The 14506-nt window shown below is 59.4% G+C and carries 13 protein-coding genes and 2 tRNA genes; 5 read left to right on the forward strand and 10 right to left on the reverse strand.

Annotated features, from left to right (window positions below; all coding sequences use genetic code 11):
* Positions 1 to 41 precede the first annotated feature (41 nt).
* The 4 genes from Q6E04_RS03650 to Q6E04_RS03665 all read right to left on the reverse strand — a co-directional run bounded on the left by Q6E04_RS03650 (position 42) and on the right by Q6E04_RS03665 (position 6444).
* A complete protein-coding gene (locus Q6E04_RS03650) occupies positions 42 to 2162 on the reverse strand; it encodes an ATP-binding protein (protein ID WP_303249449.1) in 2121 nt (706 codons plus the stop codon).
* A complete protein-coding gene (locus tag Q6E04_RS03655) occupies positions 2159 to 3403 on the reverse strand; it encodes a DNA repair exonuclease (protein WP_303249450.1) in 1245 nt (414 codons plus the stop codon). Before Q6E04_RS03655 ends, Q6E04_RS03650 begins: the two co-directional genes overlap by 4 nt.
* Before the next feature lie 113 nt (positions 3404 to 3516).
* Positions 3517 to 4902, reverse strand: a complete 1386-nt coding sequence (gene dnaB / locus Q6E04_RS03660) for a replicative DNA helicase (protein ID WP_303249451.1) — start codon at positions 4900 to 4902, stop codon at positions 3517 to 3519.
* Positions 4903 to 5013: 111 nt separating this feature from the next.
* Positions 5014 to 6444 (reverse strand): LuxR C-terminal-related transcriptional regulator, encoded by a 1431-nt coding sequence (locus Q6E04_RS03665; protein WP_303249452.1) that lies wholly within the window; start codon positions 6442 to 6444, stop codon positions 5014 to 5016.
* Between the two features lie 274 nt (positions 6445 to 6718).
* On the opposite strand from Q6E04_RS03665, the gene Q6E04_RS03670 reads away from it, so the two are divergent.
* Both Q6E04_RS03670 and Q6E04_RS03675 read left to right on the forward strand, forming a co-directional pair.
* Positions 6719 to 8656 carry an FAD-binding protein gene (locus Q6E04_RS03670; RefSeq protein ID WP_303249453.1) on the forward strand — a complete coding sequence of 646 codons (1938 nt, stop codon included), beginning with the start codon at positions 6719 to 6721 and terminating at the stop codon, positions 8654 to 8656.
* 98 nt (positions 8657 to 8754) lie between these two features.
* Positions 8755 to 9630 carry a coproporphyrinogen III oxidase gene (locus tag Q6E04_RS03675; protein ID WP_303249454.1) on the forward strand — a complete coding sequence of 292 codons (876 nt, stop codon included), beginning with the start codon at positions 8755 to 8757 and terminating at the stop codon, positions 9628 to 9630.
* A gap of 104 nt (positions 9631 to 9734) precedes the next feature.
* Here the strand turns inward: Q6E04_RS03675 and rplI are convergent, their stop codons facing one another.
* From rplI to rpsF, 4 genes are all read right to left on the reverse strand, one after another.
* A complete protein-coding gene (gene rplI / locus Q6E04_RS03680; RefSeq protein WP_303249455.1) occupies positions 9735 to 10265 on the reverse strand; it encodes a 50S ribosomal protein L9 in 531 nt (176 codons plus the stop codon).
* 9 nt (positions 10266 to 10274) lie between these two features.
* The gene (rpsR, locus tag Q6E04_RS03685) at positions 10275 to 10535 is read right to left on the reverse strand and encodes a 30S ribosomal protein S18 (RefSeq protein ID WP_123198683.1); all 261 of its coding nucleotides are present in this window, start codon (positions 10533 to 10535) and stop codon (positions 10275 to 10277) included.
* Between the two features lie 51 nt (positions 10536 to 10586).
* Complete coding sequence (locus Q6E04_RS03690; RefSeq protein ID WP_303249456.1) at positions 10587 to 11030, reverse strand: single-stranded DNA-binding protein; 444 nt, start codon at positions 11028 to 11030, stop codon at positions 10587 to 10589.
* A gap of 63 nt (positions 11031 to 11093) precedes the next feature.
* Positions 11094 to 11387 carry a 30S ribosomal protein S6 gene (gene rpsF, locus Q6E04_RS03695; RefSeq protein WP_303249457.1) on the reverse strand — a complete coding sequence of 98 codons (294 nt, stop codon included), beginning with the start codon at positions 11385 to 11387 and terminating at the stop codon, positions 11094 to 11096.
* 338 nt (positions 11388 to 11725) lie between these two features.
* Here rpsF and Q6E04_RS03700 point away from each other — a divergent pair, with 338 nt between their 5' ends.
* The 3 genes from Q6E04_RS03700 (at position 11726) to Q6E04_RS03710 (ending at position 13862) form a co-directional block, all read left to right on the forward strand.
* A complete protein-coding gene (locus Q6E04_RS03700) occupies positions 11726 to 12199 on the forward strand; it encodes a hypothetical protein (protein WP_303249458.1) in 474 nt (157 codons plus the stop codon).
* Positions 12200 to 12351: 152 nt separating this feature from the next.
* Entirely contained in the window at positions 12352 to 12867 is a 516-nt protein-coding gene (locus tag Q6E04_RS03705) for an RNA polymerase sigma factor (RefSeq protein ID WP_303249459.1), read from the forward strand.
* Entirely contained in the window at positions 12864 to 13862 is a 999-nt protein-coding gene (locus Q6E04_RS03710; RefSeq protein WP_303249460.1) for a hypothetical protein, read from the forward strand. The genes Q6E04_RS03705 and Q6E04_RS03710 overlap by 4 nt, the downstream gene beginning before the upstream one ends.
* 290 nt (positions 13863 to 14152) lie before the next feature.
* Here the strand turns inward: Q6E04_RS03710 and Q6E04_RS03715 are convergent.
* Both Q6E04_RS03715 and Q6E04_RS03720 read right to left on the reverse strand, forming a co-directional pair.
* Positions 14153 to 14245, reverse strand: a tRNA-Ser gene (locus Q6E04_RS03715).
* A gap of 169 nt (positions 14246 to 14414) precedes the next feature.
* Positions 14415 to 14506, reverse strand: a tRNA-Ser gene (locus Q6E04_RS03720).

Consider the following 14506-nt stretch of genomic DNA (forward strand, 5'->3'; position numbering starts at 1 on the left):
GACATCCCTGAATAGGAAAAATGCGTTAGACAACCTTTAGATTATAGCGCTACCGTCGTGCACTCGCCGGCGTATCGCCTGACGGTCTCGAGAATCTCCTTATGACAGGTAAAAAACACCACCTGCCGCGTCTTCGCGAGCTGAGCGAGGGCCTTCACGGCACCGATGCGGCGCTCGTCGTCGAAATTGACCAGGATGTCGTCGGCGAGTACCGGCAGCCCCGCACCCACATCGCTCGCGCGCTCGAGCAGGGCGATGCGCAGCGCAAGATAGAGCTGCTGGCAGGTGCCGGTCGACAGAAACCGCGGTTCGAAACGCTTGTGCACGGCATCCACCGCGATGATCGCGCCGTTCTCATCCGTTCGGACCTGCGTCCAAGCACCATTCGTCATAAGCGACAACAGTTCGGATGCGCGGCGATACACCTCGGGAACGCTCTCGCTTTTCCACTCATCCAATGCCTTCTGCAGCGCGCGTCGGGCCAGCAAAAGCTCGGCCAACGCCTCGGCCGATTCGCCCTTGCGCGTCACGATCTGCGCCTGACGGGTCTTCAGGATGTCGAATTCGTTGGAAAGCGACCCTTCTCGCAGCATGTTCTTAAGCTCGCCGAGACGGGCATCGGATCGGCGCATCTCTTCGACCGCCTCGCGGCGACGTTCCTTCAGCAAGTCTTCCTTCTGATCGAAGGCGTCCGCGCCCTGGGACGTCTCGAGACCGCAACGCGCGAACAACTCGTCCCTCGATGCGCACGCGCGCCGCAGCGATTCGAGGGAGTTGGCTCGGGTGCGCGCAACCTCGTCGCGTGCGGATCGGCGAACCTGCGAACGGCGGCGGCATTCGCATGACGCCGCGACAATCTTCTGCGCCTGGGAAAGCGAGCCCTGCGCCGCCTGAAGCCCCGCCGACGCCAGCTCCTCCTCTATGCGAAGACGAAGCATGAGCTCTTCCTCCTCGCATGCTTCGAGAATCGCACGAGCCCGATTCATGGCCTGATGCGCAGCATCGCCGCGGGCCGAATCAGGCGCCGTGAGCGACATACGAAGCGTCCAAACCGCACAGACAGCCGCCATCACGGCCACGACGCCCGATGCGATGACTCCCGTCATCTCGCCCGACCAGGCGAAATAGAGCAGCGCCGCGACCGCCGCAACGGCCGAGGCTCCGAAAATCGCCGGCACGGCCCGCGACGCGGAAACACCCGGCTCATCCGAAGCCTCCTGGGCTTCGGCGCGCGCCGCAGCGAATGCGTCGCGGGCGGCATCGATGCGATGCGCCAGACGAGCCGATTCATCGACCAGGCGCTCCACCACGGCCGCAGCGGCGGCTTCCGCCTGCTCATCGGCGAATAGCGCAGCCTCTTCGCCCCCTTCGAGCGTTGCGAGCCTGTCGTCGCATTCCCGCACGCGACGGCGCTCTTCGTCTGCCGCGCGATCGAGGCGGACAGCTTCGGCCTTCGACGACGCCACCTTCTCGATCGATTCGTTAAGAACCGCCACCTCGTCGGCGCGACGTTCCTTATCGGCCATAAGAGCCGTATATTCACGATATTCCGCCTTCAAGGCGTCGGAGCGTTCGCGCGCCGCCGCAAGACCCTGCTTGCATTCGTCCTCTTCGATGTCCAGATGCACGAAAGATTCCGTCGCCGAGGCGGCACGGCTCGTGTACGCCGCTATCCTTTTCTCCACGTCGACCAGCGCCGTCGCAGGCGAAACGGCCGTTCCCGACCCTGCGGTCAGAAGCTTCGCCGCCATGTCGGCGGCGCCTTCAAGGCTACGCAGCTCATCGCTGGTCAGCGCGAACATCGTATCGAAGGTATCCTTGTCGAGCGTCGACACTAGTTCGGTCGCTTCGGCAGGATCGAACGCAGGTCCGTCAACGTTTCTCACGCGCGATATTTCGTAAATGGAGCCGTCGTCGGCATCGGCGAAGAACAGCGTTCCCGAGCGGCGGGCGATGCTGGGCTTGTAGACGTTCTTACGGCCGCGAGCTTCATCCCAGCCGAACAGAACGCCGCCGATGAATGCATTCAACGTGGTTTTTCCGGCCTCGTTCGGCCCGTATACCACATTAAGGCCCGGCGAGAACGGCCCGACCGTCGTATCGAAAAACCGTCCGAACGCCGCGATGTGCAGGCGCTGGAGATACGTCTTCTGCGCATTCATCGCGAACGTCCTTCCTCAAGCAGCGAGAGCGCCGTATCCTCGGCGCGGGCGGCGATTTCGCCCAAACGAGAAGCCACGCGTCGCGGCACCGTCAGACCGCGGGAGGCGAACTCGCCCTGCAGGTAGGAGAGAAGCGCTGCATCGTCATCGTCAGCAGCGAAACAACGCAGCAGCGTTCCTTCGAAAGTGCTCGATGCAGCTATCTTCTCCTTGTCTCGCAGCGGCGTGGTTTCGCAGACCAACGCGTCGCAGTAAAACGACGGATAGCTCTCGTTGAGTTCCGTGCGCAATGTCTCGAGCGCGACAGGGTCGGAAAGCATCTTGTGCAGGGGCGTGGCTCCCTCCAACACAATGCGCACGACCATCTCCTCGCACGAGCCGCCGGCATTTTCGGCGAACGCCGCGCGCACGCAGGCGGCAACGACCGCATCCGAGCCCGCGCACTCCGACACGTCGACACGCACGCGCCCCCATTCCACCTGGGATGTCGCGATGAATTCGACCTTATTCGGCTCGCCCTTGGCGAGCGTCACTTTCAAACAGCCGCGCGGGCCGGTCTCTTTGATATCGCGTCCCTGGATGCAGCCGCAAAACGCAATGCGGGGGTCATGGGCTGGCGTCAGGTAGCTCTTGTGGATATGCCCAAGGGCCCAATAATCCATATCGGCCGCAAGCAGCTCTTTTTCGGAAGTCGGAGCCTTATAGGGGTCCATCCACAGGCCCGAATGCAGCATGCCGATGCAAAACGGCGCCTCGACGCCGCAGGCGCGCTCGGCGGCGGCGCGGGTCATGCCATCGGCGATATCGGCACCCTTCTCCATGTTCGAGAACCCGCGTGCGGCGATAAGCGCGCAAGGGCGACCGTCTTTTTCGAACACCGAAAAAGACGGAGCATCGGAAGGCAGCAGGCATGCGTTGGAAGGAAGGTCGCCGACGACGTCGTGCCAGGTCGAGAACGGGTCATGGTTGCCAGCGATAATGTAAGCGGGGATTTTCCTCGACTCAAGGCGTTTCAACCCCGCAAGAAATCGGCGGTAATGGGCATAGCTCGGCTTATCGGTGTCGAACACGTCGCCCGCAAGCAACAGAAAATCGACCTGCTCGTCGATGCATGCTTGGATCACTTCGTCGTAGGCGTCGGGAATCGCCGTGGCAAGGCGGTCGGCCCAAACAGGAGAAAGAGCCCGCAGGCCCCTGAAGGGCGCACCCAAATGGATATCGCCCGAATGAATGAATGTCACACGCTCTTGCATGCTTCGAGTCTAACGCAGAAGAGCCCGCCGAGGTCGCGCGCTTCGATTGATGGCGAAAACCTCAAGTCGGATGCGGGCTCTTTCGTCCAAAGCGAAGGACCCTAGATCTGCGATGCGTCGATGTAATTGCCGAACTTGGTGTATTCAGGGTTGAACGACAGCGTGATATCTCTCGTGGCACCGTTACGATGCTTCGCCACGATCAGCTCGGCCGTGCCCCATTCGGGACGGCCCTCCTGCTCGCCCTCCATCTCGTCCATGCTTCGGTCGATGAACATAACGATGTCGGCGTCCTGCTCGATCGAACCCGATTCGCGCAGGTCGGACAACATTGGGCGCTTCGTGCCGCGCATCTCGACGGCGCGGGAAAGCTGCGAAAGCGCCAACAGAGGCATGTTGAGCTCTTTCGCAAGCACCTTCAGACCTCGAGAAATCTCGGCGACCTCGACCGCACGATTGCCGTCTCGGCGATTCGAAGGCGGCTGCATCAGCTGCAGATAGTCGACGATGATCAATCCCTTTTCCTTATCGCGCAGCTGGCGGCGGGCCTTGGCGCGCATCTCGAGCAGCGACAACCCGGGGGTGTCATCGATGTACAGCTCGAGGCCCGAAAGCGTGGCTGCGGCGTTCATGATGGCGCTCCAGTCGCCTTCGCTCAGCTTGCCCTGACGCAGCTGGCCCAGGTTCACGCGAGCCTCGGCGCACAGAATACGCTGAACGAGCTGGTTGGCGCCCATCTCGAGGCTGAACAGAGCCACAGCGGCGCCCGACTTGGCCGCATTGGTAGCCAGATTCAACGCGAAAGAGGTTTTGCCGACGCCGGGGCGAGCGGCAAGAATAAGCAGGTCGCCGCCACGCAGGCCCCAGAACAACTTATCCACATCGGTAAAGCCGGTCGGCACGCCTGCCATATGGTTCTGATTGTTCACCAGGTCGTCAATCTCGTCGAAGGCCTGCGTCAGAAGGTCGGTGATGTTTTGGAACGAAGACGATACGCGCTTTTGCGTGACGCTGAAGAGCATCTTCTCGGCCTCTTCGATGACCTCGTTCGTATCGTCGGGGGCATCGTAGGCAAGAGCGTTGATGTTCGTGGAGGCATACACCAAATCGCGCAAGACGCTCGTGCGCTTGACGATTTCCGTATGGCTCTTCCAATTCGTCAGAGCCAAGGTGTTGTTCGCAAGCTCCACCAGGTAAGGCTTTCCGCCCACCGCCTCGAGCTGGCCTTCGGCGGCCAGGCGCTCGGCCAAAGAAATCTGGTCAATGGGAATATGCCTCGTATTCAACTCGAGCATGCCCTCGAAAATACGCTGATGGGCAGGGCGGAAGAAGTTTTCCGGCCTGAGCTTGGTGGCAATGTCGTCGACGGCCTCGGGATTGAGCATGCATGCCGCAAGCACCGATTTTTCGGCCTCGATATTGTGGGGAAGGGTGCGACCCGTCGTCGATTGAAGAACCGGGGGGTTGGCGGTAATGTTTTCAGCCATGGGTAAATGCTCCGTCGATCGATTGGGAAATGCGCTAAGAGAACATCATAGTATACGGGTCGAGCGCCTCTTAATCAGAGCTTCCGAAACCATGTAAGCCGCGCGAAAGCGCTATCGTTCAGCAGACGCAAGAAAATCCTCTTCCCGTTCGTCGACGCCGTCGATGAAACCAAGCAGCCCCTCGCGAGAATTCACATTCAATTTCGCATAGATATGACGCACGTGGGTGCGCACGGTATTTTCGGAAATGAAGAGCTTGCGCGCAATGTATCCATGGTTGTATCCACGCGCAAGATAGTACAGCACCTCCTTTTCCCGCTGGGATATTCCTAACGATTCTTCCAGCTCGTCACAGCGGCGGCTGATATAGGCGCCCGGTCTCAGATTGTCCATGACTCGCGCGTTCTTTTCCCTCTCGGTCTCAAGGGCGTACCAAACGGCGATAAGCGCCATGTACACGGTCAAAAGCAGGAGGCAAAGGTCTTTTCCCGCAAGCCCTATCACATGAATAATCTCCATTCCGAATATCGTCGCCAAAGCGAATAAGGAAAAACACCATACCGCAGGCGCAATTATGCGCGCCGAGCGCACGGCGGCCACCAAGCTCGCCCACGTGACCAACACGATTGCGGAAAACCCTGCAGCTTGGACGATTTGGAACAAAGCCTGAACCGCCGCGGATTCCACACCCAGTGCAGGAAGGACGAGAATCACCGCAACCGCACAGGGCAGAACAACCCCTTGCATCAGAAAAACCGCCGAAGACGACCGATAGACCACGATGGCAACCGTCACCGCAGCAGCAATGCAGGGGCCGATGAACAGGCATGCTTCATACAGCGGAAGAGACGAGTGAACTATCTCACCCGATACGACAGGGTCCCACGTCAATCCGAAGATGAACACCGAAAGAATCGCGCCCGAAACGGGAAGCCAGAGGATTTTCGCTGCAAAAGAAAACCGCTGTTTCAGGGGCGGCGCGGCATCGGATTCATCGTCCTGGATCTCCTCCGACGAAAGAGACGCATGCGTACGAGCAGCGCAAAAAGACACCGCGGCAGTACCGACCAAAACAAGAACGGCCAGGAAATACCATTGCGGGGAAAGCAAGGACGTCGCCGCGAACTGCGCAATGCCCGCAACCACAAGGCCGACGGAAGAAGACAACAGAACGTCGTCCATGGCGTAGCGCGCACATTCCTTAACCCATATCGCTCCCATCAAAGAGAACGAAGCGCCCGCAAGCACTCCCGGAGCGAACGGGGGAACAAGACCCGTCCATGCGACGATCGCCGCGGCGGCCACGAAAACGGCGCCGAAGCCGACGCAGGCGCATTCTCTGTCTTCAGCCAACGAAGGGTAGCTCTTCCGCCAGAGCTGCAAAACGACCATGCAGGCACCGACGAACACGGCGCCCCAAAGGATTCCCTGGGCCATGGCCAAAGACACGGCCTCTTTTGCTCCTGGCACCCCTTTCACAAGGAGCATCAAAGCGGCGAAAAGGAGTCCCGCTCCTACGATATCGACACGGATTTTCCCCATGCATCTTCCCTCCAAGATAATGAAAAAGCATCCGTCATCATATTCCGATGACCATGACATTTCTTCTCCGAAACAAAAGAATACCCATTCTGACCTGGAATCACCAATTTCAGTGATACCCAAAAGCCCCCTGCGAGCTTACTTTTTTCCTCGGTCCAGGCAACAGGACTGCAAGAGAATGCGGTTCGCCTTGGCGCAGGACACGACGCCCCCCTCCCTCCATGATCCGTCGACTGCATGCCAAGGCGGACCCGTTAACAAGGAAGGAGAAACTATGTCGACCACAGGTTTGAGCCGCCGCGATTTCTTTAAAGGAGCGGCCGCGGGCACGATGGGCGTCGCCGCACTCGGCGCCCTTGGAGGTTGTGCGCCAAGCACTTCGAAAGGTACGGAAACCGTCGCAAGCGAAACCAGCCAGGCGGGCACCTACGACGTCATGGCTGAGCTGTCCACCTATAACCGCGGCGAAAATCCCGACAAGACCGCAGCCACCACGCCCGAGGAATTCATCGTCTCGAAGGGCGACGGCGTGCTTTCCGCCGGCGGCGGCGTCGAGGAGCTTGGCATCTCTCCCGCCGACTTCATGCTCAACACTCCCGCATGGCTTGGAACCGCCCCCGAGATTTCCGATATCGCCGACGAGGAATCGTGCGAGGTTCTGGTCATCGGCGCCGGCAACGCGGGCACGGCGGCCGCGCTGCATGCGCAGGTTCTCGGCGCGAACGTGTGCCTCGCGGAAATGCAGACCTACGACGAATACGACGAATATGCCTGCGATATGGCCTGCTACAACTCCAAGATTTTTCTCGACAAGGGCACGCCTGAGATCGACACCATGGAAGTATTCAACGAGTACATGCGCCTTTCCCGCGGCCATGCCCACCAGAAGCTGGTGCGCGACTACGCAACCCGTTCGGGCGAAATGCTCGACTTCCTCATGGAGTACATCCCCCAGGATTACATCGACCAGTACGCCCACACCTCCAATTACAAAGGCAACGAGAACTTCTCGGGCGAATGCTGCGGCCAAAAATCGTGGCCTGCCATGACCCAGTGGCGCGATGTCGATTCCAACATCAACATGTGGCCCTTCGTCATTCGTACCCTTCACGCGGCACTCGAAGAGCAGGGTGGCACCATCAAATGGGGCTACCAGGGTGTAGTGCTGACCCAGGCGGAAGATGGGTCGGTGAACGGTGCCATCTTCAAGGATGTGGACGGCGCCTATCATAAGATTTCAGCCAAAGCCGTCTTGATGGCGGCGGGCGATTTCGGCGGCAACCCCGACATGCGCCTCGACCTTGCCGACCAGATGCGAAACACCGGCTGGTCGCACGGGCTCGACCGCAACGACCCTTCCAACCTCGGCGGCATGGGCCGCGACGGCAGCGGTATTCGTATGTGCCTGTGGGCGGGCGCCACGATGGAGGGCGGCCCGCGTGCCGGCCAGGCTTGCGGCATCAACGGCGTTCCCGGATTCGCCTTCGGCGGCGCGTGGCCCTGCTTCGGCAACGACGGCAAACGCTTCATCAACGAGACCATGGTCAAGCACGGCACGAATGGCTATCTCGACATGCTTCCCGCCGATTTCCTCATGGCCAACGTAACCGATGCAAACTGGGAAACCTATCTTTCCTACCAGGGCTACGGCCATGAGACCATGGACCGCTCTTCCGACTATATGGTCGAGGAGGTCCGCCAGAACATGGCCGACTACAAGACGGGACCCGACGGATTCAACGTGCGCGCATTCTCTCGCTTCGGCAAGGAATACATGCCTGTTTACGCCGCCGATACGCTCGAAGAGCTTGCCGACATCATCGGCTACACGGGAGAAGCGAAAGAGAACTTCCTCGCCGAGGTGCAGCGTTACAACGAGTTGTGCGAAAAAGGACACGACGACGACTGGGGATGCGACCCGCAGAATCTCTTCCCTATCAAAGACGCCCCGTTCTTCGCCAGCTTCGGCAAAACGGGAGGCAACCCCTCCAACGGCCTCTGCCAGCACGCCGCCGTCTGCACCGACGGCCGCTATCAGGTGCTCACCGGCGAGAAAACGGTCATCAAAGGCCTTTATGCCGCGGGCAACAACTGCGGACAGCGCTACGGCATCCAGTATGCGACGCCGACGGCAGGCAACAGTTGCGGTTCGGCACTGACCAGCGGCTATTGCGCTGCGGAATCGGTTGTTGAAGACATCGAATCTGCATAGCCCAACCATAAAGAAGGTCGGCGGGGAACACTCGCCGACCTTCGCGTTGAGGCAAGCAGCAGCACCGTGTGCCAGGAGCATGAAAAGAGGAGCTAGCCATGAACCGCCGCCCGATTCCTATGAAAATAGAAATCCCCTTCACTCGAAGATGCCCTCGAGGTTGCTGTCACAGTGAACACGATTGGGACACTCCGCGCATGGAGCGCTATATCCAGGCGATAGAAAGAGAGGCTGCGGCCAATGCCGGCCAGTTCGAAGATTGCTCCATCGAAGCCATCCGCCTCGAGGGAGGGTGCGCCTCTCTTGCACCCGCCTCCTGCATCTCCGACCTCATGAGGACTATCCGACGCATCTATCACGGGGCGGACAACGCGCCCATAACCATGACAGCCTCCATCGCCGATATATCGGGCGCTACGATGCCGTATTTCCGAAGGGCACGGATTTCACGCTTCGATTTCATGATGATGTCGCTCGACACGTTCGATTTCGCGCGCGTGAACACCAGAGACAACCTGAGAGATTTTCCCCTTATATGCGAGTGCTTCCTTCATTCCTACGCCAACGACACACTTGGCCTCGTTCTAGCATATGGCCTCGAGAGCAACAGCATCGTGTTCAGGAGATCGCTTTTCGCCGCCTTGAGAAACAACTGCCGGCATATCGAACTGACGCGCTGGACGGGGCAGGGGGCGGCGAGCGACGACGAAGCCGAAGCCCAGCTTAGTGAAGGACGAAAGATTCTTTTCAATGAGGGATTCACGGAATACGCACCGCTTTTCTTCGCCGCCGCCGGGCACGAGGACCGCTGTATCGCCGCCAGAGCGCAAAACGGAGACATCCTCTCTTTCGGCTTAGGGGCTGAAACACGCATAGATGGCATACAGAGCATCAATACGTCCGATATCGGAACGTATCTCAGCCATTCCGACGACTACTCCCTCATCACTGCGGAAATAAAGCCCTTAAAATAGCATTCCTCCATCGAGTTTACTTTGCAACTCGAATGCCCCTTTACCCGATAAACAAAAACGCCCCGTCAAAACGACGGGGCGTTTGCATGCGTGGAAAAGCGCGCTTATTCGGCAGCTTCCTCGGTAGCCTCGACGGCCTCTTCGGCGGTCTCGACTTCCTCGACGACCTCCTCAGCGGCCTCTTCGGCCATGGCCTCGCCGACGACGAGGTTGAGGTCGACCTTGATGTCGCGGTAGATGGACAGAGCCACGACATGCTCGCCAGCAGTCTTGATGGCCTTCTTGAGCTCAAGACGCTTGCGGTCGATTTCGATGCCCAGCTCGGCCTTGACGGCATCGGCGATCATGGCGGCGGTCACGGAGCCGAAGAGGACGCCCTCTTCGCCGACCTTGACCTCGACCAGGACCTTCTTGCCCTCGAGGGCAGCCTTGAGAGCGTTGGCATCGGCGATGCGCTGCTCTTCGCGCTTGGCGATGTTGTCCTTGCGCTGCTCCAGCTGCTTCAGGTTGCCCTTGGTAGCAAGGACAGCCATCTTCTGGGGACCAAGATAGTTGTTGAAGAAGCCGCGGGCGACCTCAACGACGTCGCCTTCGCCACCCTTGCCCTTCAACTCGGTAAGCAGGATAACCTTCATGGAAACCTCCTAGCGGTTGCGACGATCGCCGCGGCCGCTGACAGCAGGCACCGTGTAGGGCATGAGAGCCATCTCACGAGCATTCTTGATAGCGGTGGCGATATCGCGCTGGTGCTGGACGCAAGCGCCCGTCACACGACGGGGCTTGATCTTGCCACGATCGGTCATGTATTTGCGCAGCATAGCCGTGTCTTTGTAATCGACGTACTGCGTGTCCTCTTTGCAGAACTGGCAGTACTTGCGGCGCGGCTGCTTGGTGTATTCAGCCATGATTTCCTCTTTCAAATCCTTTTAAGATACTGATGTCGGTGGTTCGCAGGCCTAGAAGGGGATGTCCTCGTCATAGACAGAGGTATCCACCACAGGAGCCGCAGGCATCGCCGCGGGGGCGTATGCCGGAGCGGACATGCGCGGCATGCCGGCGTTGCCGCCGCCATCGCGCGAAGTCATGAGCTCGATCTCGTCGACGATGACTTCGATCTTGCTACGCTTCTGACCATCGCGCTCCCACTGGGACCAGCGAAGCTTTCCTTCGATGGCAACCTTCGAACCCTTGCTCAGGAAACGAGAGACGCTTTCGGCGCGAGCTCCGAACATCGTGCAGTCGATGAAGTTCGGGTAGTCCTCCCATTCGCCCGTCTGCTGGTTCTTGCGACGGTCGTTGACCGCCACGCCGAAGCCGAGAACCGGAAAACCGTTCGCGGTCTGACGCAGCTCGGGATCGCGCGTGAGGTTGCCCGATATGACCACTTTGTTGATGCTCATTGCTCTTCCTCATTCCTTACAGCAACGAGGGCGTTCGCCCTCAATCCGATAGCTCGATCGCAATTAGTCGCGATCCTCGCGATGGACGATCTTGTGGCGGACCACCGCGTCGGTGATGCGCAGCACTCGATCGAGCTCCGCGATGTTAGCGGGATTTGCATGGAAATCGATCAGGGTGTACTCACCCTCGGTCAGGCCCTCGACCTCGAAAGCAAGCTTGCGCTTGCCCCAGTCCTCGACGTTGTCGACCTTGCCCTCGCCCTCGGCGATGGTGGTCTCGATACGCTTCATGACTGCCAAACGGGTTTCGTCGTCGATCGTAGGCGCGACAAAGAACAACAATTCATAAGCCTTCATTATGTCACCTCCTCTGGACTTACGGCCCCGGGACGCATGAAGGCATCTGCCCGGGACAGGAAACCTGGCTATAGTACCAGCAAGACGAGCCCGATGCAAATACAAAATCCCACGTCGGCACGCACATCACAACTTGTCCATGAGCATAGCCCTGCAACCCGGCGCGCTTTTCGCAGATTCTTAGTCGCGAGCCGGGCGAGAAATATCCGACGCACGGCCGATTTCGGGTTTCCCTATGCACGAGCGCCTTCGGGAGAAAAAACGCGAAGGACGTCTCTTATACTGCGAGACGAACGAAAGCCGCGACGCACGGGCGTCGCATGAAAAAAGGAGATGCCATGGCGGATAGGAATGTCGAAAGCGACGCTATCGGAGTTCCCCAACTCGACGAGACCCTCGAGGTCCTGCTGCTGCAGACGATCGAAGAGGCGCAGCAGCGCATGGACGACGGCGAGGACGTCGTTCCCTTTACCGCTCTGCTCGTGGGCGAATCGGTCTTCGAAGAAACTCACACCGGCACGACCGACGAATGCTTCGAGTCTGCCCAGAACGCCGTCGAGGGCGCCGAAGGCGCTCGCGCGTATGCGTTCTGCTACGACGGCTACGTCGAGACCGACGACGGCGACAAGGACGCCATCATCGCCGAGGGCGGCATGGCAGGCGAGACCGCAGGCGTTGCCGTGGGCCTGCTCTACACCGAGGGCGAAAACGGCATCGAGTTCGAGGAGGAGGTCTGCTACATCGCAGAGGCTCCGAACTTCCTCGCCGGCAAAGAACCCGTCTCCGACATCATCGAAGACGACGAGGAATAAATTCCATTCCCGCCCTTTCAAAGCCCGCCCTTCGGCGGGCTTTTTTTCGGAGCGAATTCGGCCGTACGGATAGTCTCGAAAAAAATGCAAGCAAACGCAACGTTTCGCGCACCTCACGCATGTTAAGGGAAAGCCCGAAAGAAAGGAGCGCGATGAAGCCGCCACGCCTACGCAGCGAAATCTTCATGACGCAGGCCATGGACGCCTGGGGCGACACCGTATATCGCATCGCCCTTTCCCACATGCGCTCGGTACCTGACGCCGAAGACGTCACGCAGGACGTCTTCGTGAAGCTCCTGAAAAACACGACGGCTTTCGAAGACGAAGACCATCTCAAAGCATGGCTTATCTCCGTAACGCTCAACCGATGCCGCGAGATGCAGCGCTTGGCGGAACGACGAAAAACCGTCCCTTCGGAAAAGGTTCCCGACGAACGAGCAGCCCCCGCAGCCGACGAGAGAGTCCTCTCGCGCGCAAGTCCGGTCTGGAAAGCGCTCGGGACCCTTCCGCCTGATATGAGATCGGCCCTGCATTTGCGCTACGTAGAGGGCTATTCGGCGGAAGAAATCGCGGAAATGGCGCGACATCGCCCCTCGACCGTACGCTCGTGGCTCTTCAGGGGCCGCAAAAAGATGAGACTCGCCCTCGAAGGAAAGGACGACCTATGAGCACCGGCCCCATGAACGACTACCGAAACGCAATGGAGAAAACGAGACTTTCGCCCGAACAGAGGAAACGTCTCGAAAACGCCGTCTCCCAGGCGCGAGCGCGCGAAGAGGCCGGCGCCATCGCGCGCCCTGCGCCTCGCGTGGTCACACGGCGTGCGTTCGCAATCGGCGCAGCGGCGGCAGCCTTCGCCGGACTTGCCGGCTTCGGGGCGCTGAATGCGATCGTCGGCACGGCGCAAAGCCCCGTCAACTCGTTCGGTCTTAAAGCCTACGCCCTCGATGACCCGGCTCGCCCGAGCGGATACACCGAAGTCCTGACGAACAACGTGCTCACGCGCAATGTAGGCGGGTACTTCGGCGCATGGGAAGACGAGGAAGGCAACGTCGTCGAAGGTACGCTCGGCTATGCGTTCAGGTTCGATCTGGAATGCATCGGCGAAAACGTGGCATCGTATTCCTACCGCATCGAAGGAGACCAGGCGTATTTCGGCCTCACGGGAGCCGAAGGCAGCGTTTCCGAAGAGTTCTTCCCTGACGGGTCTTTCTACGTGAAGAAATACGAGTGCTCGGAGTCGCTTTTCGTGACGAAAGAGAACCAAGAGGAATTGGGGATCGACAAGCACCATGTGCCCCTTATCGTTTTAGCGCTGCCTATGGATGATGAGTTCCAGGCCGCATACGACCTTGCCCGCAGCCTTGAGCACACCGATGCCAGCGAATACGACATCCTCGAGTCGGGCAGCACGTTCGACCGCTTCGTAGAAGTCAACGCCTCGCGGAAAATCTCCGAGAGCACAATCCACGTGACGGCCGCCTACGATGACGGCGCGTCCGAAACGAAGACGTATCGAATCGCGCCCGTCGAAGATTTCGAAGAACGCTACCTCGCCTTCCAAAAACAACGCGACGAGGCCTTAATAAAGGAATGGAGCGGGGAGGCGTCCGACACCTATCCCGACGACCCCGAGCTCTACACCATCACCGAAGTCTCCTAAAACAAAACGGCCTGGCGGGATTTCTGCCAGGCCGTTTCCTGTATCGGCTTATTTCGAAAACCGGCTTCGACGAGAAGCCTCGGCGCCTTAACGCTGCATGCGACGACGGGCGAACAGGCCCGCGTCCTCCGCGCGAACGCCCTTCCTCTCGGACTGAAGCCTTCGAGCGAATTCCCGAAAACCGTCCACCGGACGGTTTTCTTGAAGGGATTCCACCTCATCGGGTCGAATCCCTTCAATCGGAAACAAAAACAGGTCCGGGAACTCTCCCGGACCTGCTGCATTCATGCTGGCGGAGGAGGAGGGATTCGAACCCTCGTCACCCGGGTTACGGGTGAAACGGTTTTCGAGACCGCCGCATTCAACCACTCTGCCACCCCTCCGCAGGATGGCACGGCATCTGCCATGCGCAGTAGTGCATAGTAACAGGTTCGAAAGAATCGGACAAGTGTTTCACGTGAAACACAACGCGTCCTGAAACCGAAAACGATCAGGAACCGCTTCTCATGTTTGAAACAAAAACGCCGTTCAGAAGAACGGCGTAATGAATTCTGGCGGAGAGATGGGGATTCGAACCCCAGATACGCTTTTGGCGCATACACGATTTCCAATCGTGCTCCTTCGGCCAGCTCGGACATCTCTCC

The organism is uncultured Slackia sp. (assembly GCF_959608125.1).
Lineage (GTDB): Bacteria > Actinomycetota > Coriobacteriia > Coriobacteriales > Eggerthellaceae > Slackia.

What these genes read in the sequence shown, in the direction of transcription:
- Q6E04_RS03670 (WP_303249453.1), top strand. Translation starts at nt 6,719, where the DNA reads ATGTCGACCACAGGTTTGAGCCGCCGCGATTTCTTTAAAGGAGCGGCC.
- Q6E04_RS03700 (WP_303249458.1), top strand. Translation starts at nt 11,726, where the DNA reads ATGGCGGATAGGAATGTCGAAAGCGACGCTATCGGAGTTCCCCAACTC.
- dnaB (WP_303249451.1), bottom strand. Translation starts at nt 4,902, where the DNA reads ATGGCTGAAAACATTACCGCCAACCCCCCGGTTCTTCAATCGACGACG.
- rpsR (WP_123198683.1), bottom strand. Translation starts at nt 10,535, where the DNA reads ATGGCTGAATACACCAAGCAGCCGCGCCGCAAGTACTGCCAGTTCTGC.
- Q6E04_RS03675 (WP_303249454.1), top strand. Translation starts at nt 8,755, where the DNA reads ATGAACCGCCGCCCGATTCCTATGAAAATAGAAATCCCCTTCACTCGA.
- rpsF (WP_303249457.1), bottom strand. Translation starts at nt 11,387, where the DNA reads ATGAAGGCTTATGAATTGTTGTTCTTTGTCGCGCCTACGATCGACGAC.
- Q6E04_RS03690 (WP_303249456.1), bottom strand. Translation starts at nt 11,030, where the DNA reads ATGAGCATCAACAAAGTGGTCATATCGGGCAACCTCACGCGCGATCCC.
- Q6E04_RS03710 (WP_303249460.1), top strand. Translation starts at nt 12,864, where the DNA reads ATGAGCACCGGCCCCATGAACGACTACCGAAACGCAATGGAGAAAACG.
- Q6E04_RS03705 (WP_303249459.1), top strand. Translation starts at nt 12,352, where the DNA reads ATGAAGCCGCCACGCCTACGCAGCGAAATCTTCATGACGCAGGCCATG.
- Q6E04_RS03650 (WP_303249449.1), bottom strand. Translation starts at nt 2,162, where the DNA reads ATGAATGCGCAGAAGACGTATCTCCAGCGCCTGCACATCGCGGCGTTC.
- rplI (WP_303249455.1), bottom strand. Translation starts at nt 10,265, where the DNA reads ATGAAGGTTATCCTGCTTACCGAGTTGAAGGGCAAGGGTGGCGAAGGC.
- Q6E04_RS03665 (WP_303249452.1), bottom strand. Translation starts at nt 6,444, where the DNA reads ATGGGGAAAATCCGTGTCGATATCGTAGGAGCGGGACTCCTTTTCGCC.